The organism is Zavarzinia compransoris, assembly GCF_003173055.1.
Lineage (GTDB): Bacteria > Pseudomonadota > Alphaproteobacteria > Zavarziniales > Zavarziniaceae > Zavarzinia > Zavarzinia compransoris.
Genome location: NZ_QGLF01000002.1, coordinates 452,827 through 474,975, shown reverse-complemented (window position 1 = coordinate 474,975; position 22,149 = coordinate 452,827). Strand labels below are relative to the sequence as shown.

The window sequence follows — 22,149 nt, the reverse complement described above, 5'->3', positions numbered from 1 at the left end:
GATCGGGAAGGCACATCGCAATGCCGGATCGCCAAGGAGGGTGATAGTGCCTGACGCTCGACAGACCGCCGCGGCGGCGGCCGGCGCCCGTTACCGGGCGAGCGGGACGGCGGCCGATGCCTATGCGCTTGGCGCCATCGATCTCGCCGAGGCGGAAGCGCTGGGCTCGGCACCGGCGGGCCTCTGCTTCCTGTTGCCCCTGGCGGCCAAATACGCCGGCCTGCGGCAGGGGCGCGCGGCCACTCAGGCGATACAGCCCCATGCCACCCTGAACCCGGTCGAGAAGGCCGCGGTCGACGCCGTGCATCTTTGCCTTTCGGGCACGCGGGGGGATCTGGATCGGCTGATGGAATCGGTCCTGTTCCATCCCCTCTATATGGCGATGAACGACCTGCACCGCCTGAACCTGCGCCATTGGGGCCTGGACGGCAGCGATCCCGCCACCCCCAGCTTCACTCGCCTCCTACATGCCCCGCCGCCGACCCCGCTGAAGCGGGAAGACCTGGGCAAGACCGACCAGTCCCCGTTGATCCAGACTTTGGCGACCATCGCCTGGGCCATCGGCGATTCCGGTGCCGGCCCCTTTGCCGAGCAGAACCTGATCCCCGAGATCCGCTTTGCCGACAGCCTGCCCGCATTGTTCGTCGAAAAAGCCCCGCGACCCTGGGGCCCACCCCCCGGGAACCCGTCGGAAAGCTGGTTCGGCGGCAGGCCTCGCCTGGGCGGCGCCGATTGGCCACGCCACAGCCAATCGGGCGAGCCCCTGTTTTTCGTCACCCAGATCAGCCTGCGGGCGGTGGCCGACGCCGGCGCCGGCGCCCTGCCGCAAGGCGGCGGCTGGCTGGCCTTCTTCATCGGCTACAACGGCAAGGGCCCGCCCCAGGGTGCCGTCGTCCCGGTGGCCGGGGACCGCCTGCCGGCTGAAACCGCCGTTCCGGACGATGCGCCCCCCGCCCGCCAGTATTTTACCAACGAAGAACAAATCCTGCCGGATTCCGACCCGCGCCTGTTCCCGCGCTGGCCGATCCGCCTGGTCCCGGCAGCGGTATCGCTGAAGGACATCAAGCAGGGGTTCCACGCCGCCGTCGAAAAGCGCGATGGCCGGCGCCCGGCCCGTTTCGATGCCGACGCCGTCTATGCGGCGGCGGGCCTCGGCACGCCGGACGTCTGGTGGTACTGCGTCCATGATTTCGCCCATCATCTGGCCGGCCTCTCGCTGAACGACCTGACGGCGGAAGAGACGGCGGCGATCCTGGACTATGGCGCGGCCGTCAGGCAGATGGCCGCCGGCAAGCCGCTGTGGCAGGCGCTGACCCCGGACGAGACCGCCCGGTTTCGGGAACTATGCGATCGCCAGCGTCCCCTCAAGCACCGGGGCCGTGCCCTCTTTCCCGAAGAATTGACGTCGCGGGCCCTTCGCGCCCTTCTCGTCGCGGGAACCGGGGCGGGGGCCCAGGCGGCCGCCCTGCCCCCCGCGGTCCGCGCCGTCGTCGAGGCGCGATACCTGCGCCCGGCCGGCACCTGGCGCCAGTGGCACCAGATGTTCGGCCCGCCCGCGACCATCCAGGGCGAGATCGACCTCGATCACCGGGGCGACATCCTGCTGCTGCATCTGGCCGAGGACAGGGTGATGAACCTCGAACTGGGCGGCCAATGGCAATTCTGGATCAGCCCGGCCGACCTCAAGGCCGGCCGCTGGCAGGCCGCGACCCTGACGATGGAATCCAGCTAGCGCGCCTTGGGGTCGAAGCGGAAGTCGTTGAAATCCGGCTCGCGCATCAGCCACCAATAGCCGACGGTGAAGCCCGGCCAATTGTTGGTGATCCGGCCCGCCGCGTTCCGGTACCAGGAACTGCAATCGGCGGTCCAGACCGTGCCGTCGAAATCCTGCTGGAGGCGGGCGTTATAGTCGGACATGGCGTTCGGCGTCACGTCGAGGGCGGCGGCATTCCGCCGTTCGACCTCGCGCAGGCATTTCAGGATGTAACCCACCTGGCGCTCGATCATGAAGATGATCGAATTATGCCCGAGGTTGGTGTTCGGCCCGTAGAGCACGAAGAAATTGGGGAAGCCGGCGATGGCGACGCCCTTATGCGCCTCCGCCCCGTTGCGCCAGCGCTCGTTCAATTCGGCGCCCTGGCGGCCCCAGACCTTCATCGGCGCGATGAAGCTCTGGGTCTCGAAACCGGTGCCGTAGATGATGCAGTCGACCTCGTGCAGGCGGCCGTCGTCGGTCACCACGCCCGTTTCCACGATTTCCCGCACCCCCGCCGTCACCACGTCGACATTGGGCTGCGACAGGGCCGGATACCAGTCGTTGGAGATCAGGATGCGCTTGCAGCCGACCGGGAAATCCGGTTGCAGCTTCGCCTTCAGCGCCGGGTCCTTCACGCTTTTGTCGAGAAAGGACTGGCACTGCCGGGTCGCCAACCGGGCGAAGAACCCGGTCGAGCGCCGGAAGCTGACGAAGCGGGATTCCAGCAGCAGGTAGGTATAGTTCCGATAGGCGCGCTGGAAACCCGGCAGGTAACGGCACAGCGCCTGCCACAGCGGCGAGAAGACCCGGTCGTCCTTCGAGATCATCCAGGCCGGGCTGCGCTGGAACAGGGAGAGTTTCTGCGCCGCCTTCTGCACCTCGGGCACGAATTGCACCGCGCTGGCCCCGGTGCCGATCACCGCGACGCGCTTGCCCCGCAAGTCATAGCCGTGATCCCAATAGGCCGAATGAAAGGCCTTGCCCTTGAAGGCGTCCATGCCCCGGATGCGCGGGAATTGCGGCCGCGACAATTGGCCGAGGCCGGAGACGACGAATTGCGCCTCGATCGCCTCGCCCGCCGCGGTCCGCACGGTCCACAGCCCGCGGGCTTCGTCGAACGTCGCCTCGGTCACCTCGGTGCCGAAGCGGATATGGCGGTGGAGATCGTATTTCCGCGCGCAATGCTCGATATAGGCGATGATTTCCGGCTGCTTGGCAAAGCGGCGCGACCAGTCCGGGTTCTGCTCGAAGGAATAGGAATAGAGATGGCAGGGCACGTCGCAGCCCGCCCCCGGGTAGGAATTCTCCCGCCAGGTGCCGCCCACCTTGTCGGCCTTGTCGAGGATGACGAAATCCTCGATCCCCGCCCGCTTCAACTGGATCGCCATGCAAAGACCGGCGAAACCGGTGCCGATCACGCAAACCTTCACGGGCGTCATGAAATTCTCCTCCGCTTTGGCCGGTCTCCCGCCGTCCTGGAGGCAGAATAGAAAAGCGGCGGGCGGCGATCCATGTCCGCTTCGGACATTTTCTTGATAGTTCCGGCCAAAGCAGCCACCATGCCGCCATGCTGAACCCGATCAACCGCCGGCGCTGGCCGGTGAACAGCCTTGGCGTGCTGCGCGATGCGCTGCGGGCCCGCGCGATCGATATCGAGCCCTTCCTGATCGCCGCCGGCATCGAGCCCGCCCTGCTGGACCAGCCGGGGGGCGAGGTCGCGGCGACGGCCGAACTCGCGGTGATCGCCGCCTGCCTGCGCCTGCCCGGCCTCGGCGAGGGCTTCGGCCTCGAGGTCGGGCCGCGCTACCGGCTGGCGGCCTATGGCGTCTGGGGCTTCGCCCTGCTGGCCAGCCCGACCATGAGAAGCGCCCTGACCCTCGGCCTCGAGTATCAGGATCTCACCTTCTCGATCATGCCGATTTCCTTCGTCTCTGCCGGGGGCGACGACGCCCTGGTGTTCGACGATGCCGCCGCCCCGCCGGCCTTGCAGCGCTTCATGGTGGAACGGGACCTGACCGCGGCGCTGCGCATCTCGGCCGATCTCTGGGATCAGAGCGCCGATTGCCGGGCGGTCAGCTTCCGCTTTCCCGCCCCCGCCGATCCCCGGCCTTACGAGCGCGCCTTCGGCTGCCCGCTGCACTTCGGGGCGCCGGTCAATGCGGTCTATTATGCCGCCGGCGTGCTCGACCGGCCGCTGCCGCAGGCGAACCCGGTGCTGGCCGCCCTGCATGTCGAGGCGTGCCACCAGCGCCTGCGCAGCCTGCGCGGCGAAGATGCCTTCATCGAGACGGTGACCGCGGCGATCCTGGCCCGGCCCGGCCATTTTCCGGGGATGGAGGAGGTGGCGGCGCAGCTCGGCCTGTCGTCGCGCAGCCTGCGCCGCCGGCTGGAGGACAGCGGCATCGGCTATCGCGATCTGGTGGCCCGGCTGCGCCAGGATCTGGCCTGCGCCATGCTGCGCGAGACCGGCCTCGGGGTCGAGGCGGTGGCGGAACGGCTGGGCTACGCCGAAACCGCCAGTTTCACCCATGCCTTCAGGCGCTGGACCGGGGACAGCCCCGGCCGCTTCGCCCGCAAGCGCCATCAGTGAGCGATGCTGCGCCCCGCGCCCTGATCGATGGCATAGCCCGCCGAGCGGACGGTGCGGATCATGTCCTTGCCGCCGTTGGCGTTCAGCGCCTTGCGCAGGCGGCGGATGTGAACGTCCACCGTCCGCTGCTCGATATAGATATCCCGGCCCCAGACCGCGTCCAGGATCTGTTCGCGGCTGAACACCCGGCCCGGGTTTTCCAGGAAATGGCGCAGCAGGCGGAACTCGGTCGGACCCAGGTGGATCTCCGTGCCGCTGCGCATCACCCGGTGGGCCGACAGGTCCATGACCACATCGGCATAGGACAGCCCTTCCTCGGACAGCGCGGGACGGGAGCGGCGCAGCACCGCCCGCACCCGGGCCAGAAGCTCGGAAGGGGAGAAGGGTTTGGTGACATAATCGTCGGCGCCGGATTCGAGGCCGCGGATACGGTCGCTTTCCTCGGTCCGGGCGGTCAGCAGGATGATCGGGACCTGCCGCGTCGCGGTCTTGCGGCGCAGCTGGCGGCAGATCTCGATCCCCGAAACCGAAGGCAGCATCCAGTCGAGCAAGATGAGGTCGGGCAGGCGTTCGTCGACCATCATCAAGGCTTCGTCGCCGTCCATGGTGGCGCGCACCTCGAAGCCGTTGGCTTCGAGGTTGTAACGCAGCAGGTCGACGAGGGCAGGCTCGTCCTCGACGATGAGGATGGAAGGCTTCATGTCCGTCCCGTTCCTGATCATATCCGACGCGTCAGGCGACCTGCGACGGGTCGGCGATTTCCGCCGTCACATCCGCTTTCGGACGGTCGGCATGCATGCGCTTGCCGGTGAGGATGTAATAGACCGTCTCGGCCATGTTGGTCGCATGGTCGCCGATCCGCTCCAGGTTCTTCGCGATGAACAGAAGATGGGTGCAGCCGGTGATGGTGCGCGGATCTTCCATCATATAGGTGAGGAGTTCGCGGAAGACGCTGTTGTAGATCTCGTCGAGCACCGGATCGCGATCGCGCACCGCGACGGCCTTGTCGACCTGCTCGTTCGAGAGCGCGTCGAGCACGTCCTTGATCATGCCGAGCACCAGTTCGCCCATGCGCGGAATGGCATGCAGCGGCTGGGCCGGGATGGCGGTGCCGAGCGCGGTGGAACGCTTGGCGATATTCTTGGCGTAGTCGCCGATGCGCTCGAGATCGGTCGCGATCTTCAGGGTGCCGACGATGAGACGCAGGTCCACCGCCATCGGCTGGCGCAGGGCGAGCAGCCGGGTGACGAGTTCAGCGATCTCGCCGTCGAAGACGTCGATCCGCTGGTCGGACGAGATGGTGCGTTCCGCCAGCGAACGGTCGCGGCGCACGGTCGCCTGCACCGCGGCGGCGACATTGGCCTCCGCGATGCCGCCCATGCGCAGGACCTTGGTCTTCAGCGCATTCAGTTCGTTGTCGAAGGCGGAGACGATATGTTCGGCCATGGTGTCGCTCCTTAAGCAGATCAGCCGAAGCGGCCGGTGACATAGTCCTGGGTGCGCTTGTCGACCGGCGAGGTGAAGATCCCCTCGGTCGGGCCGTTCTCGACCAGCACGCCCAGATGGAAGAAGGCCGTGCGCTGGGAGACGCGCGCCGCCTGCTGCATCGAGTGGGTGACGATGGCGATGGTGAAATTCTCGCGCAGTTCGTCGATCAGTTCCTCGATCTTCGCGGTGGCGATCGGGTCGAGGGCCGAGCAGGGCTCGTCCATCAGGATCACTTCCGGCGAGACCGCGATCGCCCGGGCGATGCACAGGCGCTGCTGCTGACCGCCCGAAAGGCCGGTGCCCGGCGACGGGAGGCGGTCCGACACTTCCTTCCAGAGGCCGGCACGCTCGAGGCTGGACTTCACGATGTGATCGAGATGGTCCTTCGATTCCGCCAGGCCGTGCAGGCGCGGGCCATAGGCGACATTGTCGAAGATCGACTTCGGGAAGGGATTCGGCTTCTGGAACACCATGCCGACCCGGGCGCGCAGGTGCACCACGTCGAGGTCGGGGGCGTAGATATCGTCCCCGTCGATGCGGATGTCGCCCTGCACGCGGCAGATCGAGATCGTGTCGTTCATGCGGTTCAGGCACCGCAGGAACGTGGACTTGCCGCAGCCCGACGGGCCGATCAGCGCCGTCACCTGGTTCTCGGCGACCTCCAGGTTGATGTTGTAGAGGGCCTGTTTCTCGCCATACCAGAGGTTGACGCTCTTGGCCGAGATCTTGGCCTTGCCGTCCAGGGGAACGGTGTGGGTGGTAAAGTCGAGGGCAGTCATGGCGCTCACCACTTACGTTCGAATTTCTTGCGGAGGTAGATCGCGGCGGCGTTCATGAAGACCAGGAACACCAGCAGGACCATGATCGCGGCCGAGGTCTTTTCGACGAAGGCGCGTTCCGGGCTGTCCGCCCAGAGGTAGATCTGCACCGGCAGCACCGTGGCGGGCGAGGTGAAGCCCGACGGGATGTCGACGATGAAGGCGACCATGCCGATCATGAGCAGCGGCGCGGTTTCGCCGAGCGCATGGGCCATGCCCAGGATCGCGCCGGTCAGCATGCCCGGCATCGACAGCGGCAGGGTATGGTGCACCACGGTCTGGAGCGGCGAGGCACCCATGCCGAGGGCCGCTTCCCGGATCGAGGGCGGCACCGCCTTGATCGCGGCGCGGGACGCGATGATGATGATCGGCAGCGCCTGCAACGCCAGCACGAGACCGCCGACCAGCGGTGCCGAGCGCGGCATCCCGAAGAAATTCAGGAACACGGCAAGGCCGAGCAGGCCGAAGACGATGGACGGCACCGCGGCGAGGTTGTTGATGTTCACCTCGATCATGTCGGTCCAGCGGTTCTTCGGGGCGAATTCCTCGAGATAGATCGCCGCCATCACGCCGAGCGGGAAGGAGATCCCGATCGTCACGATGAGGGTGAGGAACGAGCCGACGACGGCGCCCCAGAGACCGGCGTTTTCCGGCTCGCGGCTGTCGCCCGTGGTCAGCAGGTCGGTGTTGAGCGCGGCGGCGATCGCCCCGGTCGAGACCAGCTTGTCGTAGATGCCGAGCTGGAAGTCGTCGACCTTGCGGTCGGACTCGGGCACGTTGCGGTCGATATAACCCTTGCGCAGCATGTCGATGATGTCGTCGGTCAGGACCGAGATCTTCACCGTCTGGCCGATCTGGTCCGGGTTTTCCCGCACGAAATCGGCGACCGCGTAAGGCGCGCTGGACGAGAGGATGGACATCATCGCCCGGGTCGGGCCGCGGCCCTCGACCTCGGGGAACAGGGTCTGCATCGACTTGCGCAGCAGGGCGTTGTAGTCCGCCGCCGCCAGCACCTTGGGATCCTTGGTGCCCTGGGGATCGATCACCGCGGGGTCGAGATGGACGTCCAGCGTCACCCGCGTGGTCACGAAGGCCGAGGAGCCCTGCATGATGATCGATCCGAGCAGAAGGACGAGGAAGACCACGGCGACGGAGATCGCCGCGATGCCCCACATCTTGAAGCGCGCCTCGGCGGCATAGCGCTTCTTCAGCAGCCGGTTGAACCTCTCGCGTTTCTCGACCGAGGCCGAGAACGGCTCGACGGTGTATTTGTTCGCGACGTCGGTCATTCGTACTGCTCCCGATACTTGCGGACGATCCGCAGCGCCACGATGTTCAGGCAGAGGGTGACGATGAACAGCACGAGGCCGAGGGCGAAGGTCGCCAGCGTCTTCGGGCTGTCGAACTCCTGGTCGCCGACCAGCAGGGTCGCGATCTGCACCGTCACGGTGGTCACCGCCTCGAAGGGATTGGCGGTCAGGTTGGCCGAGAGGCCGGCGGCCATGACCACGATCATGGTTTCGCCGATGGCGCGCGAGATCGCCAGCATGACGGCGCCGACGACGCCCGGCAGGGCGGCGGGCAGGATCACGCGCTTGATCGTCTCGGACTTGGTGGCGCCGAGGCCGTAGGAACCGTCGCGCATCGCCTGGGGCACGGCGGTCATCACGTCGTCCGACAGCGAGGAGACGAAGGGCACGATCATGATGCCCATGACGATGCCGGCGGCGAGCGCGGATTCGGAAGCGACGTCAAGCCCGATCGACTGGCCGACCATGCGCACGAAGGGGGCGACGGTCAGGGCGGCGAAGAAGCCGTAGACGACGGTCGGAATGCCCGCCAGCACTTCGAGCACCGGCTTCAGCACGGCGCGCACCTTGCGGTTGGCATATTCCGACATATAGATCGCCGCCATCAGGCCGATGGGCACGGCGACGACCATGGCGATCACGGTGATCAGCAGGGTGCCGGCGAAGAGCGGCACGGCGCCGAAGGAACCGGTCGAGCCCACCTGGTCGGCGCGCATGGCCGTCTGCGGGCTCCACTGCAGGCCGAAGAGGAACTCGGTGACCGAGACCTTCTCGAAGAACATCGCCGATTCGAACAGCAGCGACATGATGATGCCGACCGTGGTCAGCACGGCGATGGTCGAGGCCGCCATCAGGGCGATCATCATCGCCCGTTCGACCTTGGGGCGGGCCCGCAGGCTGGCGCGGATCCGGGCCTGGCCGAAGGCGAGACCGAGCACGCCGACGGCGAGCGCGCCGATGGCGAGCGCGATGCCGGAATAGTCATGCAGCGCGACGTAACGCGCCGAGACTTCGCGCAGCGCATCCGTCACCTCGCCGGCGATGGCGCCGTTCTGCGAGAAGTTGCGCACGTCGGTCATGAACAGCGAAGCACGGTCGGCCGGCACGCCGGCCGGCAGGTCGGCCAGGATCAGGCCGTCGATGATGCTGTTCTCGAAGATGAGCCAGAGGGCGGCGACGAGGAGGGCCGGCACGGCGCACCAGAGCGCCATGTAGTAGCCGTAGTAGCCCGGCAACGAATGCAGGCCCTTCACCTTGCCGCCGTTCCGCGCCAGCGCGGTGGAACGGCCCATGTAGTAGCCGATCACCGACAGCACGAGGATCGTCGCGATCAGAATGTAACTCGGCATCGTTGCGTCTTTCGTAAGCCCCAGATTTGAGGACGCGAGGCCGGACGGGAAAGGGGCGGCCCGGACGGACCGCCCCCGTTACGCGTCGTGGCGCCTTACTTCACCGAGGCGGTGTCGAGCGGCGTCAGCTTGGCGACGATGTCGCGGACCTTGGCGGCTTCCGGGGCCGGCAGGGCGATCAGGCCCTTGTCGGCAAGGTAGCCGTTCTCGCCCATCGCCTTTTCGGAGGTGTATTCGGTGAGGAATTCCTGGATGCCCGGCACGGTGCCGACATGGGCCTTCTTCACGTAGATGAAGAGCGAGCGCGACACGCCGTACTTGCCCGAGGAGATGTCCTCGTATTCCGGCTTCACGCCTTCGATCGTGGCGCCCTTGATCTTGTCGGCGTTTTCTTCGAGGAAGCTGTAGCCGAAGATGCCGAAGGCGTTCGGGTTGGCGACCAGCTTCTGCACGATCAGGTTGTCGTTCTCGCCGGCTTCGACATAGATGCCGTCTTCACGGATCTTCATGCAGGCCTTGCCGACGTCCTTCTTGTCGACGCCCGAGGCGATGATGGCGTCGGCGGCATGCGCTTCCTCGCAGCCCTTTTCCATCACCAGCTCGTTGAAGGCGTCACGGGTGCCCGAGGTCGGGGGCGGGCCCAGCACTTCGATCTTGTTCGCCGGCAGCTTGGCGTCGATCTCGTTCCAGGTCTTGTAGGGATTGTCGACCAGCTTGCCGTCGACCACCACCTTGGCGGCCAGGGCCTTCCACAGGATCGCCTTGTCGACGTCGAAGGCCGGGCCCGGCTTCGCATTGGCGAAGACGATGCCGTCGAAGCCGATCGTCACTTCGACGATCTCGGTGATGCCGTTGGCGGCGCAGGTCTCGACTTCCGACTTCTTGATGCGGCGCGAGGCGCCGGTGATGTCCGGGCTGTCGACACCGACGCCGCCGCAGAACAGCTTCAGACCGCCGCCGGTGCCGGTCGACTCGACGATCGGGGTCTTGAAGGCGCCGAGCTTGCCGAACGCCTCGGCAGCCGCGGTGGTGAAGGGAAACACGGTGGACGAGCCGACGATGCGGATCTGGTCGCGGGCTTCGGCGGCGCCGGCAACGGCGGTCGCCAGAACGGCGGCAACGCCAAGGGCGGCGAAGCTGGTCTTGAGGGCCATGGTCTTGTCCTCGGTCTGTTTCGATCAGATGGTCGCGTGACGGCGGAAAAGCCGCCTCCGGCGCCGCACCCCAGCGGGCAGGCACCGTTGCGACCGGCACCTTAGCCAGCCCGCGGGACGTTAATATTGCATATATGTTACAATTCAATGACACAGATCTATGAGGCAGGACATCTAGATCGGCTCTCCCGCCGGGCGGACGCCGGTTTGCCGCCGAAAACCGCCCGCCCCAAGGGCATCCGGGCGAATTCCGGATCACGGGGGCGGCCGTCCGCTCAAGTCCGGACGGCTCCGCCTGTGCGCCCGCGGGCCACCTCGCGGGCCAGAATCGCCACGAAGATGACAGTCGCCGCGGCCGCGGCCGCCAATCCCCACAGGATCGGCCGGGGCCCGAGGATCTCCAATCCCGCCGCCGCCACGGTCGGGGCCAGGGCGCCGGCCAGCATCATGGGCCGGGCCAGGCCGCCCATGACCGACGCATAGGACCCGGGCCCGAACAGGGCCAGCGGCACGGTGCCGCGCGCGATCGAGAAAATGCCCACCCCGCCGCCGTAAAGGATCAGGGCCGCCGCCGCCGTCACGAAGCCGGACATCAGGCCCGCCAGGCCGGCCAGGATCAGGCCGGCGGCGGCGGCCATGGTCCAGATCGGGTGGCGGTGCCGGCCAAGGCCAAGCTCGACCACCCGGGCCGCGACCTGGGCCGGCCCGATCAGGGCGCCGAGCGCGACCGCTGCCGCCAACCCGCCCTCGCGCGGACCGAGAAGGGCGATGAAATGAACGGACACCACCGCCGTCACCGCCCCGGTCAGGGTGACCGCGCCGCCGGTCAGCAGCAGCAGGCGCCGGTCCGGCACCGGCGCGGCGCCGGCGGCCCCCGCCCCGGCCGGGGCCTCCGCCGGCACCGGGGGCACGACGAGAAGATAGAGCGGGACGACGATCAGGACCTGGGCGGCGGCGAAGGCCAGGCAGGTGCCGCGCCAGCCGAGCCTTGCCTCGGCCCAGGCGGCCAGCGGCCAGCACAGGGTGCTGGCAAAGCCGCCGAACAGGGTCAGCGCGGTGATCGCGGTCCGCGCCCGTGCCCCGTAAAGCCGGCCGAGACAGGCGAAGGCGGCATCATAGAGCCCGGCCGCCATGCCGAGGCCGATCACCACCCAGCCGGCGAGAAAGACGGGGAGGTTGGGCGCCGCGGCCAGGATGACGAGGCCCGCGGCGATGCCGGCGCTGCCCGCGGCCAGCACCGGGCGCCCGCCCCGGCGCTGGATCGCCCGGCCCAGCCGGGGCGAGGCCAGCCCGCCCACCACCAGCGCGACGGAAAGGCCCGCCACCACCGCCGTCAGCGGCCAGCCGGTGTCCGCCGCCACCGGCGCCGCCAGCACCGCCGGCAGGTAGAAGGACGAGCCCCAGGCCAGGATCTGCCCGACGCCGAGACCGGCCACGACTAGGGAAACGGATCGCGTCAACCCCGGCCCCGCTCGTACCAGCCGCGGCTGCGGTTCACCAGCCTGACCACCGTCAGCATCACCGGCACCTCGACCAGGACCCCGACCACCGTCGCCAGGGCGGCGCCGGACTCGAGCCCGAAAAGGCTGATCGCCGTCGCCACCGCCAGTTCGAAGAAATTGCTGGCGCCGATCAGGGCCGACGGCCCGGCCACGCAATGCCGTTCCCCGAGCCAGCGGTTGAGACCATAGGCAAGCGCCGCATTGACATAGACCTGGACCAGGATCGGCACGGCCAGCAGCAGGATGATCAGCGGCTCGGCGACGATGCGCCCGCCCTGATAGCCGAACAGCAGCACCAGCGTGGCCATCAGCGCCCCCAGCGACAGGGGCCGCAGGCCGCCCAGCAGGCGTTCCACCCCCGCCGGCCCCGCCAGGCGCAGCGCCAGCCCACGCAGGCCCTGGGCCAGGACCAGCGGCCCGACGATATAAAGGCCGACGGCATAGAACAATGTCTGCCAGGGCACGCTGATCGCCGCCACCCCCAGCAGCAGGCCGACCAGGGGCCCGAAGGCCAGGATCATCAAGAGGTCGTTCACCGCCACCTGCACCAGGGTGAAGGTCGGCTCGCCCCGGGTGAGGCCGGACCAGACGAAGACCATGGCCGTGCACGGGGCCGCCGCCAGCAGGATCAGCCCGGCGAGATAGGAATCGATCTGATCCGCCGGCAGCAGGGGCCGGAACAGCCAGCCGAGGAACAAGGCCCCGAACAGCGCCATGGAAAAGGGCTTCACCGCCCAATTGACGAAAAGCGTCACCGCCATGCCGCGCCAATGGGTGAAGACCCCCCCGACCGAGCGGAAATCCACCCGCAGCAGCATGGGCACGATCATGGCCCAGACCAGCGCGGCGACCGGCAGGTTGATGGTCGCCACCTCCATCGCCGCCAGCGACCGGAACAGGCCCGGCACGCTTTCGCCGAGGCCGATCCCGACGCCGATGCACAGCAATACGAAAAGCGACAGGTAGCGTTCGAAAAACGGCACGATCAGCCCCCCGCCACCCGCCGGCCGGCATGATCGATGACGACCTCGCCATCCTCCTTGGCGAAGAAGCCGTAGGGCCCCGGCGGCAGAAGGTCGAGCACCGCCTCCGACGGGCGGCACAGGCGGACCCCCAGCGGCGTCACCACCAGCGGCCGGTTGAGCAGGATCGGGTGGTGCCCGACCGCGGCCAGCAGCGCCGCATCCGGCAGCGACGGATCGTCGAGGCCGAGGTCGCGGTAAGGCGTGCCCTTCTCCCGCAGCAGGGCGCGCAGGGGCACCCCGGCACGGCGCGCCAGGCGGGTCAGCAGCGCCGCCGCGGGCGGCAGCGCCAGATAGGGGACGACATGGGGTTCGATCCCGGCATGGCGGATCAGGGCGAGCGTATTGCGCGACGTGCCGCAATCCGGGTTGTGATAGATGACGACATCCGTGTCAGGCAAGGCATCCCCCCTCGTTGCCGCCGCCCGGCAGCCGGCAGCGGTCCGGCCGGCCCTGGCAGCAATCCTCGGTCATGAAGGCGACCAGGGCCTGGAAGCCGTCGAGATCGGCGCGATAGGACACGGTCCGCCCCGCCCGGACCGACCGGACGAGGCCGGCCCGGGCCAGGATCGCCAGATGCGAGGACAGCGTGTTGTGGGGCACGACAAGCGCCGCCGCGATATCGCCCGCCGGCACCCCTTCGGGCAGGGCGGCGACCAGGAAGCGGAAGGCTGCCATGCGGGTGGGCTGGGCCAGCGCCCCCAGGGCTTCGATCGCGGTTGATTCGTCCATATTTCTCGACATATGGACGCTTTAACACGCAACGCGCCGGGCGCAACCGGAAACGGCCGCTCCCCCAAAACAAAACCCCGCCGAAACTTCGGCGGGGTTCGTCAGCGACGCGACGGGCGTCCCTTGTTCTGTCCGGATGAGACCGCCTCAGTTCTCGGCGGCGTCATCCGCTGCGGTTTCGGGTTCCTGCGGGGGGATAGCCTTGGGTTTCATCGGAAAAGCGATGATCTGGGCGGCCCCGCCGACAGCAACGACCTGATATTGTACAGCGGCGGTTTGGGCTTCGGTGTCATGATCGGACATGGTCGGACCCTCCTGTACATTTTTGTCAGCGGGGAAGGTACCGGCCGAAATCCCATATGGCGAGTCAATTTACGTTGCGGCAGCGCGGCTTTCGGCGATTTCCGTGGCGACGGCGAAGCCGCCCACCACCTCGCGGATCTCATCCGCCGTCGTCCCCGGTACCGGGGTAATGACGGCGAGCAGGCCGCGCGTCGCATCCTCCCGCGTCTCCACCGTGGCGGCGACGCCGGCGGCACGCAGCGCGTCGCCCAGCACCCGGGCGGCGGCGCGCTGGCGCAGCGGCGGCTTGTGGATCTTGCCGACCGCCGTCACCGGCAGTTCCGGCAGGATTTCCAGATGGACCGGGGCCGCCGCCCGTTCCGGCACATGGGCGCGGGCATAGGTGATCAGGTCCTCCGCCGAGGCGGCGGCGCCGGGGCGCAGCGCGACATAGGCCGCGGGCAGTTCGCCGGCATAGGCGTCGGGCTGGCCGATGGCGGCGGCCAGGGCGACGGCGGGATGGGCGGCGAGGACATCCTCGATCATCTGGGGATCGATATTATGGCCGCCGCGAATGATCAGGTCCTTGGAACGCCCGACCAGCCACAGGTAATGATCCCCGTCGTAACGGGCAAGGTCGCCGGTGTCGAACCAGCCGTCCGGTGCCGGCTGGCCGGCATAGCCGGCGAAAAGCTGCGGCCCCTTCATGCACAGCGCCCCGACCTCGCCCACGGCGCATGCGTGCGACGGCCGGCCCCGCTCGTCCAGAACCATGGGCTGCAACTCGACATAGGGCAGGCGGAAGCCGACGGAGCCGGTGCGCCGCTCGCCCCAGCGCGGGTTCATGGCGCTGGCGCAGGTGCCCTCGGTCATGCCGTAACCTTCGAGGATCTTCACCCCCGTCGCCTGTTCGAAGCGGCGGATCAGGTCCGCCGGCATGGGCGCCGCGCCGCAGATCGCCGAGCGCAGCGAGGAGACGTCGCGCCCGGCGATCGGCACGTCGAGCAGCGCGGCATAAAGCGTGGGCACGCCCGAGAAGGAATTGCCCCGGAAGCGTTCGACCAGGGCCCAGAAATTGGCCACCACGCCCTGGCCGCGATAGCCCTGGGGCGTGAGCAGCACGACGGTGCGCCCGCTGGCGAAGGCGGCAAGGCCGGTGACCATGGTGCCGTTGACATGGAACAGCGGCAGGCCGCAGAGCAGCACCCGGTCTTCCCGCGCCCCCATGAGACTGCCGAGGATACAGGCCTCGAACACCTGGTTGGCGTGGGTCTGGCGGGCCAGCTTGGGCGTGCCCGTGGTGCCGCCGGTATGGAAATAGGCGGCGACCTCGCCTTCCCCGATCACCCGGCCGGAGACGAGCCGGTCCCCGGCCTCGCCCGCCAGGGCGGCGCCGAAATCGAGAATATCGACATCCGCCCGTGCCGGCCACCGGTCGGGCGGGGTCAGGGCCGCCAGCATGGGGCGCATGGCCTCGGGCACATAGGGCGAGAGATCGACCCGGAGCACGGTGGTCAGGCCCGGCACCTGATCGATCACCTCCACCGCCTTGTCCCAGAGGTCGGACTGCGGGAAGGGGGCGAGGGTGACGAGCACGGTGGCGCCGGCATTGCGCAGGATATCGGCGATCTTGCCCGGTTCCAGCAGGGGATTGACCGGGCTGGCGATCCCCGCCGCTTGGGCGCCCCAAAGCGCATAATGGGTCTCGGGCGCATTGGGCAGCAGCAGGCCGACCGCCCGCCCCGGCCCGATGCCCAGCCGCTGGAACAGGTTGGCGGCAGCGGTCACCCGGGCGAGAAGATCGCGATAGCTGACGTCGTGGGACGGCAGTTCCGGATCGCCGATCAGCAGGAAGCGCAGCGCCCATTCGTCGGGCCACAGCCGGGCCGCCCGCTCGATCACACCATAGGTATCGGTCAGGCCGTGCAGCCGGTCCCGCAGGGGCACCGCCTCGATCGCCAGGACGTCGTCATAGGTTGCAATGCGCAGGACTTCGTCCATCGCCCCCTCCCCCTCGCTGTTATTTTTTGGAGCAGCAGGATCGGGGGCGGCGCCGGGAAGGTCAAGAGCCGAAGGTGAGACGGTCGGGCGCCGCCGTGCCGCCGGACAGGATGAACTGCATCGCCTCGTTCGCGGTCCAGTCGAGCCACACCAGTTTCTCGACCGGCACCAGTTCCATATAGCCGGAGGTCGGGTTGGGCGCGGTCGGGACATAGACCGCCGCCACCTCGCGCCCGGTGTCCGAGGTGGTGAAGACCTTGGTGACAAAGCCGATGGTCTTCATGTCGGGGCTGGGAAACTCGATCAGCACCACCCGCTGCTGGCCGGCCGGCGCCTGCTGGAACGAGGTGATCAGCTTCCGCACCGCGCCGTAGACCGCTTCGACGAAGGGGATGCGCGCCATCAGCCGGTCGAACAGGTGCCACAGCCGCCGCCCGACCATGGCCGTGGTCAGCGCGCCGAGCAGATAGAGGGCGAAGAGGGTGACGATCGCCGCCAGCAGGCTCTGGAACCAGTCCTGGCGCAGCAGGTCGGCCACCTCGGGCGCCCGGTCGGTCAGGCCGGCGGCAAAGCCGAGCACCACCGGCCGCCCGGCGGCGACCAGGAAATCGAACACGATCTTGACGATCCAGGCGGTCAGCAGCAGCGGCAGGCTGGCCAGCAGCCCGGTGACGATATTGCGGCGTATACGTTCCATCGCGTCGGCATTCCCGGCTTCGAAAGCGGCTACAATCCTGGCCGGCTTGGCCAATCGGCAATCATTATGCTAGAGGGAAGGCGAATTCCCAACTGCCGTCGGTCGGACGGAACAGGATCATCCGTCATGCTGAAAGTCGGCATCGTTCCGGTAACGCCCTTTGCCCAGAACTGTTCCCTCGTCTGGTGCGACCGGACCATGAAGGGCGCCGCGGTCGATCCCGGCGGCGATCTCGACCGCATCCGGGGCGCGATCGAGCAGGTCGGCATCACGCTGGAAAAAGTGCTGCTGACCCATGGCCATCTCGACCATGCCTCGGCCGCCGGCGAATTGGCGGCCGAGGCGGGCGTGCCCATCGAAGGCCCGCATGAGGAAGACGAATTCCTGATCCATAGCCTCCGCCAGCAGGGCGAGGCCTATGGCTTCCCGCTCTACCCCGCGTTCAAGCCGAGCCGCTGGCTACAGGGCGGCGACACGGTGACGGTGGGCGAGGAAGTGCTGGAGGTGAAGCATTGCCCCGGCCATACCCCGGGCCATGTCGTCTTCTTCCATGGCGGCAGCAAGCTCGCCATCGTCGGCGACGTGCTGTTCAAGGGCTCGATCGGGCGCACCGATTTCCCTCGCGGCGACCATGCGACCCTGATCCGCTCGATCACCCGGGAACTCTGGCCCTTGGGCGCCGACGTCACCTTCATCCCCGGCCACGGCCCGGTCTCCACCTTCGGGGAGGAGCGGCGCAGCAATCCCTTCGTCGCCGACCGGGCCCTGGCCGAGGGGATCTGAAGACGCGATCAAGCCGCGACCGCGCCCGAGCCGGTGAGGAAATTCCGGATCATCAGGTGGCAGCGGGCGAGCGGGTGATAGCGCGGCATCCAGTCCGGCCTCGTCTGCAGCCAGCCGCTGGCCATGATGTCGGCGGTCGATTCCGGGTGGAACTGGGTGGTGATCCAGCCGCCGCCGTGATCGAGGGCGGCATGGGCCATGGTCGGCCGCACGGCCAGCACGGTCGCCCCGGCCGGGGCCCGCTCCACCTGGTCGAAATTGCCGAAGTGGAAGCGGTCGCCGTCCTCGAACCCCTGCATCAGGTAGTGGCCGCGCCCGGCCGCGGTCAGGGTCAGCGGCAGGGTGCCGATCTCCGGCCCTGCCGCAATGCGCCCGACCGCGCCGCCGTAAGTGTCCGAAACCAGCTGGTGGCCGCCGCAGATGCCGAACAGGGGCCGGCCGGTGGCGCGCCAGCGCGGCAGCCAGGCCGCGATCGCCCGCTGCCAGGGATGGCGGTCGGCGACGGAAGCGAAACTGCCGCCAATGACGACGGCGTCGATCGCCGCCACATCCTCGGGCAGGGCTTCGCCCCGGCAGGCATGCAGGCCGGTATAGGCGATGCGGTGGCGCAGGCCCGTCGCCTCCAGGCAGGCTTCGAACCAGCGGGTCTCGTCGTCGCCGCCCGGCGCCCGGCACCAGATGGCGGGATCGTAGGAGCGGCCCGGCTCGCCCAGTTGCGAGATGAAGAGCAGCCGGGTCATTCCCGGCCCCCGTCGCGCAGCAGGGAGACGGAGGCGACGATCAGGACCAGCGACAGCACCACGATCACCGTGCCGACCGCATTGATCTCGGGCGTGATGCCGCGCCGGAGCGTCGAATAGATATACATCGGCAGGGTATTCTCCCGCCCGGTCAGGAAATAGGTGACCGGGATCTCGTCGAACGACAGGGTGAAGGACAGCAGGGCCGAGCCCATGATCGAGGTTCGGATCGACGGCAAGGTGACCCGGGTGAAGGTCTGCCAGGGCGTCGCCCCGAGATCGGCCGAGGCTTCTTCCAGGCGGCGGTTGACCTTGGCCAGGCGCGCCATCACCTGGGACACGACGATGCCCATCAGGGCGGTGGCATGGCCGATGATGACGGCGGTCAGGCTCTGCGGCAGGCCGATCTGCTTGTAGAAATTCAGCATGGCGATGCCGGTGACGATGCCCGGCAGGCTGAGCGGCAACAGGATCGTGTTCTGGAACAGGCCCTTGCCCGGGAAATGGAAGCGGTCGAGGGCCAGCGCCGCCGGCACGCCCAGCACCACGGTCAGCGCGGTCGCCGACGTGGCCACGATCAGGCTGTTCAGGATCGCGCGCTGGATCGCGTCGTTGGCGAGGAATTTCTCGTACCATCCGAGGGTGAAGCCCGACAGCGGGAAGGTCGTCACCGGGCTGTCGTTGAAGGAAAACAGCGCCAGCACGACGATCGGCAGGTAAAGGAACAACAGGGTCGCGACGGCGCCGCCGATCAAGCCCTTCTGCCACCAGAGAAATCGCATCGCCGCCTCCCTCACGCCATGTCCAGCCGGCCGGCGCGCTCGATCCGGTTCGACAGGCCCATCAGGGCCAGCACGATGATCAGCACGATCATGGCGAGCGCGGAGCCGAGCGGCCAGTTCAGCGCCGCCCCGAACTGGGTTTGCAGGATATTGGCCAGCATGGTGCCGGTCGGCCCGCCGACCAGGGCCGGCGCCACGAAATCGCCGAAGGCGAGGCAGAAGGTCATGGTCGCCCCCGCCACCACGCCCCCGACCGACAGCGGCAGGATGATGCGCAGGAAGGTGCGGAACGGGCCGACGCCCAGGTCCTCGGAGGCTTCGATCAGGCGCCGCGGGATCTTGTCCAGGGCGGTGAAGATCGGCATGACCATGAAGGGAATGAAGATATAGGTCAGGGTCAGGACCATGGAGAACTGGTTGTAGAGGAAGAGGTCGGTCGGCTCGCTCAGGATGCCGCTCCAGACCAGGAAGGAATTCAGCACGCCGTCGGTGCCGAGGATGATCTTCCAGGTATAGGCGCGCAGCAGGTAGGACACCCATAAGGGCACGATCACCGCCATGTAGAGGATGTTCCGCCACTTCGCCGAACGCACGGTGAAGACCAGGAAATAGGCGAGCGGATAGCCGAGCACGATCGACGCCAGGGTGACCAGGGCCGCGATCTTCAGGGTGCGCAGGATGACGGTGTAATACTGCGGGTCGGCGAAGATCTGGGCATAGTTGCCGAACTGGAAATCGGGCACGAAGACCGGGAATTTCCGCGTCCAGAAACTGACCGCGAGCAGCACCGCATAAGGCACGATGAGAAACACCAGGGTCCAGAGAAAGGGCCCGGAAAAGGTGAGGCCGAAGGCGGCCAGCCGGCGCTGCCCCGCCCGCATCACAGCGCCCCTTCCGGAAAGATCACCGCATCCGCCGCCCGGACATGGGCCTGCACGAGGGTGCCGACCGCCGGGATCACCTCCGCCGTCGCCAGCGAGCGGCGCTGGAGGTCGATGGTCAGGGCCGCCTTGCCGCCGGCCACCCGCGCCTCCAGCCGGAAGGCGCCGCCGTGGAACAGGTGGCCGGTGATCTCGACCGCGAGGCCGCTCTCGTCGCCCTCGGGAGCCGCACCGATGCGCAGGCGCTCCGGCCGCAGACCGACGGTCGCCGCCTGGCCGGGCGCGGGCACGGGGGCGGTTTCCGCCAGCCGGCCGCGGATCGCCTGGCCGCCGATATCGACCGCGACCTCGCGCCCGGCGACCACCGTCACCGTGCCGGCCAGAAGGTTGGAGGCGCCGATGAAATCGGCGACATAGGGCGAATTCGGCCGGTCGTAGAGGTCGAAGGGCGTGCCCGACTGTTCGATCCGGCCATTGCGCATGACCACCACCCGGTCGGACATGACCAGCGCCTCCTGCTGGTCGTGGGTGACCATCAGGAAGGTAATGCCCAGTTTCTCATGCAGGTGCTTCAATTCGACCTGCATCGCCTCGCGCAGCTTGACGTCGAGGGCGGACAGGGGCTCGTCCAGCAGCAGGACCTTGGGCTTGCAGGCCAGCGCCCGGGCCATGGCGACGCGCTGGCGCTGGCCGCCGGACAATTGCCCGGGCCGTGCCCCCGCCTTGTCGGCGAGACCGACCAGGTTCAGGCAGTCGAAGACGATGGTCTCGATTTCCTTCCGCGAGCGGCCGCGGGCGATGTCGAGGCCATAGGCGACATTCCGCGCCACCGTCATGTGGGGGAACAGGGCGTAATCCTGGAAGACCGTGTTCACCGGGCGCCGGTAGGGCGGCCGGTCGGTAACGTCGTCGGTGCCGAGGAAGATGCGGCCGCGGTCCGCCGTCTCGAAGCCCGCGATCATGCGCAAGGTCGTCGTCTTGCCGCAGCCGGACGGGCCGAGCAGGGTGACGAATTCGCCCTCGCGGATGGCGAGGTCGATATTGTCGACGGCCGTGAACGAACCATAGACCTTGGAAACGCCTTCGAGCCGGACGATGTCGTTCATCCTGTCCCCACACAAGTCAACAAAAGGCCGGGCCAACAAAAGAGCCGGGCCGCCACGGCGGGACCGTGGCGGCGGGATCGCAAGGGGTTACTGGGCCGCCTTCACGGCATTCCAGGTTTCCAGGTATTTGTCGAGCCGGGCCGGCATCTGCCACATCACGAGGCCGTCGATGAAGCCGAGGTCGTTCACATGGTTCGCCTTCTTCGCCGCCTCGTCCAGGCAGCCCTCGACCGCCTTGGGGCTGACCGGGAAATAGCCGGTAACGCCGATGATGCCGCACTGGCCCTTGGGCGACAGCATGTAGTTGATGAACTTATAGGCGCAATCCGTATTGGCGCTGCCCTTCACCAGCATCATGCTGTCCATCCAGCCCTCGCCCTTTTCCTTGGGCAGGAATTCGGTGACGTCGAAGCCCTTGTTCAGGGCCCGGATCATGCCGGACTGAAGCCCGGTCCAGGTATTCGAGACCCAGACTTCCTGGTTGGCGTAGAGATCGGTCAATTCGCCGGCGGTGGCCCAGTACTTGCGGACCAGCGGCTTCTGCTCGATCAGCTTGGCCTTGACCTTTTCCAGTTCCTCGTCGGTCATGTCGTAGATATTGGTGATGCCGAGATAGCGGGCCGCCCAGTAGAGGGTCGACTTGTCGTCCCAGAAGGCGATCTTGCCCTTGTATTTCGGATCGAACATCACGGCGATCGAATCCGGCGCCGGGCTCACCTTGTCCGTCCGGTACATCAGCGAGATCGAGCCCCAGACCAGCGGCACCGACCATTGCGTGCCCTCGAAGGTGACATCGGTCGCGGTGTTGAAGCGCTCGTAAGTCTCCTTCAGCGCCGGCACCTTGGCGGGATCGACGGGATCGACGAAGCCGGCCAGGCGCATCAGGCCGATGGTATCGATCGACGGCACGATGATGTCGTAGACGCCGCCGCCGGCCGCCAGCTTGGGGGCGAAATCGTCGTTCGAGCCGACATAGGTGGCGCTCACCTTGCAGCTCGATTCAGTCTCGAAATCCTTGATGAAACTGGCGTCGGCATAGCCTTCCCAGGTCAGCAGGGACAATTCCGCGGCCGAGGCGCTGGCCGAGGCGGCGGTGGCGGCGATCATCAGCGCGCCGAGCGAACGGGTACAAAGGCGGTTGAGACGGCTCATTTCA

The 22,149-nt window shown here is 67.7% G+C and carries 22 protein-coding genes; 3 read left to right on the top strand and 19 right to left on the bottom strand.

The genetic code is table 11. The features are described 5' to 3' along the window. Positions 1 to 46: 46 nt before the first annotated feature. A complete protein-coding gene (locus DKG75_RS08065; protein ID WP_109920571.1) occupies positions 47 to 1,732 on the top strand; it encodes a YwqG family protein in 1,686 nt (561 codons plus the stop codon). Here the strand turns inward: DKG75_RS08065 and DKG75_RS08060 are convergent. Beyond that, positions 1,729 to 3,195, bottom strand: coding sequence for a flavin-containing monooxygenase (locus DKG75_RS08060; protein ID WP_109920570.1), 1,467 nt, complete (start codon positions 3,193 to 3,195; stop codon positions 1,729 to 1,731). The genes DKG75_RS08065 and DKG75_RS08060 overlap by 4 nt on opposite strands. A 128-nt stretch (positions 3,196 to 3,323) precedes the next feature. Here DKG75_RS08060 and DKG75_RS08055 point away from each other — a divergent pair, with 128 nt between their 5' ends. Further along, on the top strand, positions 3,324 to 4,346 hold the full coding sequence (locus tag DKG75_RS08055; protein ID WP_109920569.1) for an AraC family transcriptional regulator: 1,023 nt from the start codon (positions 3,324 to 3,326) through the stop codon (positions 4,344 to 4,346). On the opposite strand, the gene phoB is transcribed toward DKG75_RS08055, so the two are convergent. From phoB to DKG75_RS07995, 13 genes are all read right to left on the bottom strand, one after another. After that, positions 4,340 to 5,047 carry a phosphate regulon transcriptional regulator PhoB gene (gene phoB / locus DKG75_RS08050; protein WP_109920568.1) on the bottom strand — a complete coding sequence of 236 codons (708 nt, stop codon included), beginning with the start codon at positions 5,045 to 5,047 and terminating at the stop codon, positions 4,340 to 4,342. The two genes, DKG75_RS08055 and phoB, sit on opposite strands and share 7 nt — an antisense overlap. A gap of 31 nt (positions 5,048 to 5,078) precedes the next feature. Beyond that, positions 5,079 to 5,792: a phosphate signaling complex protein PhoU gene (gene phoU, locus DKG75_RS08045; protein ID WP_109920567.1), complete on the bottom strand. Its 714-nt coding sequence runs from the start codon at positions 5,790 to 5,792 to the stop codon at positions 5,079 to 5,081. Between the two features lie 20 nt (positions 5,793 to 5,812). Beyond that, positions 5,813 to 6,613 (bottom strand): phosphate ABC transporter ATP-binding protein PstB, encoded by an 801-nt coding sequence (gene pstB, locus DKG75_RS08040; protein ID WP_109920566.1) that lies wholly within the window; start codon positions 6,611 to 6,613, stop codon positions 5,813 to 5,815. 5 nt (positions 6,614 to 6,618) lie between these two features. Further along, complete coding sequence (gene pstA / locus DKG75_RS08035) at positions 6,619 to 7,941, bottom strand: phosphate ABC transporter permease PstA (RefSeq protein WP_109920565.1); 1,323 nt, start codon at positions 7,939 to 7,941, stop codon at positions 6,619 to 6,621. Continuing rightward, positions 7,938 to 9,311, bottom strand: coding sequence for a phosphate ABC transporter permease subunit PstC (pstC, locus tag DKG75_RS08030; RefSeq protein ID WP_109920564.1), 1,374 nt, complete (start codon positions 9,309 to 9,311; stop codon positions 7,938 to 7,940). Before pstC ends, pstA begins: the two co-directional genes overlap by 4 nt. Positions 9,312 to 9,406: 95 nt before the next feature. Continuing rightward, a complete protein-coding gene (locus DKG75_RS08025) occupies positions 9,407 to 10,465 on the bottom strand; it encodes a PstS family phosphate ABC transporter substrate-binding protein (protein WP_109920563.1) in 1,059 nt (352 codons plus the stop codon). A 275-nt stretch (positions 10,466 to 10,740) separates the two neighbouring features. After that, positions 10,741 to 11,901, bottom strand: coding sequence for an MFS transporter (locus tag DKG75_RS08020; protein WP_208111988.1), 1,161 nt, complete (start codon positions 11,899 to 11,901; stop codon positions 10,741 to 10,743). 20 nt (positions 11,902 to 11,921) lie between these two features. Further along, on the bottom strand, positions 11,922 to 12,950 hold the full coding sequence (gene arsB / locus DKG75_RS08015; protein WP_109920561.1) for an ACR3 family arsenite efflux transporter: 1,029 nt from the start codon (positions 12,948 to 12,950) through the stop codon (positions 11,922 to 11,924). A gap of 2 nt (positions 12,951 to 12,952) precedes the next feature. Then, positions 12,953 to 13,390, bottom strand: a complete 438-nt coding sequence (gene arsC / locus DKG75_RS08010; RefSeq protein WP_109920560.1) for an arsenate reductase (glutaredoxin) — start codon at positions 13,388 to 13,390, stop codon at positions 12,953 to 12,955. Further along, positions 13,383 to 13,721 carry an ArsR/SmtB family transcription factor gene (locus DKG75_RS08005; protein WP_109920559.1) on the bottom strand — a complete coding sequence of 113 codons (339 nt, stop codon included), beginning with the start codon at positions 13,719 to 13,721 and terminating at the stop codon, positions 13,383 to 13,385. The genes arsC and DKG75_RS08005 overlap by 8 nt, the downstream gene beginning before the upstream one ends. 147 nt (positions 13,722 to 13,868) lie before the next feature. After that, positions 13,869 to 14,024: a hypothetical protein gene (locus DKG75_RS22960; RefSeq protein WP_166646413.1), complete on the bottom strand. Its 156-nt coding sequence runs from the start codon at positions 14,022 to 14,024 to the stop codon at positions 13,869 to 13,871. 69 nt (positions 14,025 to 14,093) lie between these two features. Beyond that, positions 14,094 to 16,004 (bottom strand): acyl-CoA synthetase, encoded by a 1,911-nt coding sequence (locus tag DKG75_RS08000; RefSeq protein ID WP_109920558.1) that lies wholly within the window; start codon positions 16,002 to 16,004, stop codon positions 14,094 to 14,096. 61 nt (positions 16,005 to 16,065) lie between these two features. Next, positions 16,066 to 16,701: a DUF502 domain-containing protein gene (locus DKG75_RS07995; RefSeq protein WP_109920557.1), complete on the bottom strand. Its 636-nt coding sequence runs from the start codon at positions 16,699 to 16,701 to the stop codon at positions 16,066 to 16,068. A gap of 126 nt (positions 16,702 to 16,827) precedes the next feature. On the opposite strand from DKG75_RS07995, the gene DKG75_RS07990 reads away from it, so the two are divergent. Beyond that, entirely contained in the window at positions 16,828 to 17,484 is a 657-nt protein-coding gene (locus tag DKG75_RS07990) for an MBL fold metallo-hydrolase (protein WP_109920556.1), read from the top strand. Positions 17,485 to 17,492: 8 nt separating this feature from the next. Here DKG75_RS07990 and DKG75_RS07985 read toward each other — a convergent pair whose 3' ends face one another. From DKG75_RS07985 to DKG75_RS07965, 5 genes are all read right to left on the bottom strand, one after another. Further along, positions 17,493 to 18,224 (bottom strand): type 1 glutamine amidotransferase, encoded by a 732-nt coding sequence (locus tag DKG75_RS07985; RefSeq protein ID WP_109920555.1) that lies wholly within the window; start codon positions 18,222 to 18,224, stop codon positions 17,493 to 17,495. Then, positions 18,221 to 19,006, bottom strand: a complete 786-nt coding sequence (locus DKG75_RS07980) for an ABC transporter permease (protein ID WP_109920554.1) — start codon at positions 19,004 to 19,006, stop codon at positions 18,221 to 18,223. The genes DKG75_RS07985 and DKG75_RS07980 overlap by 4 nt, the downstream gene beginning before the upstream one ends. A gap of 11 nt (positions 19,007 to 19,017) precedes the next feature. After that, positions 19,018 to 19,887 (bottom strand): ABC transporter permease, encoded by an 870-nt coding sequence (locus DKG75_RS07975; protein ID WP_109920553.1) that lies wholly within the window; start codon positions 19,885 to 19,887, stop codon positions 19,018 to 19,020. After that, positions 19,887 to 20,993, bottom strand: a complete 1,107-nt coding sequence (locus DKG75_RS07970) for an ABC transporter ATP-binding protein (RefSeq protein WP_133636850.1) — start codon at positions 20,991 to 20,993, stop codon at positions 19,887 to 19,889. The genes DKG75_RS07975 and DKG75_RS07970 overlap by 1 nt, the downstream gene beginning before the upstream one ends. 87 nt (positions 20,994 to 21,080) lie before the next feature. Then, positions 21,081 to 22,145, bottom strand: a complete 1,065-nt coding sequence (locus DKG75_RS07965) for an ABC transporter substrate-binding protein (protein WP_208111989.1) — start codon at positions 22,143 to 22,145, stop codon at positions 21,081 to 21,083. Between the last annotated feature and the right edge of the window lie 4 nt (positions 22,146 to 22,149).

Bases quoted from the DNA above. Each gene is read 5' to 3' on its own strand.
- DKG75_RS08060 (WP_109920570.1), bottom strand. From the start codon at position 3,195: ATGACGCCCGTGAAGGTTTGCGTGATCGGCACCGGTTTCGCCGGTCTT.
- DKG75_RS08055 (WP_109920569.1), top strand. From the start codon at position 3,324: ATGCTGAACCCGATCAACCGCCGGCGCTGGCCGGTGAACAGCCTTGGC.
- phoB (WP_109920568.1), bottom strand. From the start codon at position 5,047: ATGAAGCCTTCCATCCTCATCGTCGAGGACGAGCCTGCCCTCGTCGAC.
- phoU (WP_109920567.1), bottom strand. From the start codon at position 5,792: ATGGCCGAACATATCGTCTCCGCCTTCGACAACGAACTGAATGCGCTG.
- pstB (WP_109920566.1), bottom strand. From the start codon at position 6,613: ATGACTGCCCTCGACTTTACCACCCACACCGTTCCCCTGGACGGCAAG.
- pstA (WP_109920565.1), bottom strand. From the start codon at position 7,941: ATGACCGACGTCGCGAACAAATACACCGTCGAGCCGTTCTCGGCCTCG.
- pstC (WP_109920564.1), bottom strand. From the start codon at position 9,311: ATGCCGAGTTACATTCTGATCGCGACGATCCTCGTGCTGTCGGTGATC.
- DKG75_RS08025 (WP_109920563.1), bottom strand. From the start codon at position 10,465: ATGGCCCTCAAGACCAGCTTCGCCGCCCTTGGCGTTGCCGCCGTTCTG.
- DKG75_RS08005 (WP_109920559.1), bottom strand. From the start codon at position 13,721: ATGGACGAATCAACCGCGATCGAAGCCCTGGGGGCGCTGGCCCAGCCC.
- DKG75_RS22960 (WP_166646413.1), bottom strand. From the start codon at position 14,024: ATGTCCGATCATGACACCGAAGCCCAAACCGCCGCTGTACAATATCAG.
- DKG75_RS08000 (WP_109920558.1), bottom strand. From the start codon at position 16,004: ATGGACGAAGTCCTGCGCATTGCAACCTATGACGACGTCCTGGCGATC.
- DKG75_RS07995 (WP_109920557.1), bottom strand. From the start codon at position 16,701: ATGGAACGTATACGCCGCAATATCGTCACCGGGCTGCTGGCCAGCCTG.
- DKG75_RS07990 (WP_109920556.1), top strand. From the start codon at position 16,828: ATGCTGAAAGTCGGCATCGTTCCGGTAACGCCCTTTGCCCAGAACTGT.
- DKG75_RS07985 (WP_109920555.1), bottom strand. From the start codon at position 18,224: ATGACCCGGCTGCTCTTCATCTCGCAACTGGGCGAGCCGGGCCGCTCC.
- DKG75_RS07980 (WP_109920554.1), bottom strand. From the start codon at position 19,006: ATGCGATTTCTCTGGTGGCAGAAGGGCTTGATCGGCGGCGCCGTCGCG.
- DKG75_RS07975 (WP_109920553.1), bottom strand. From the start codon at position 19,887: ATGCGGGCGGGGCAGCGCCGGCTGGCCGCCTTCGGCCTCACCTTTTCC.
- DKG75_RS07970 (WP_133636850.1), bottom strand. From the start codon at position 20,993: ATGAACGACATCGTCCGGCTCGAAGGCGTTTCCAAGGTCTATGGTTCG.
- DKG75_RS07965 (WP_208111989.1), bottom strand. From the start codon at position 22,145: ATGAGCCGTCTCAACCGCCTTTGTACCCGTTCGCTCGGCGCGCTGATG.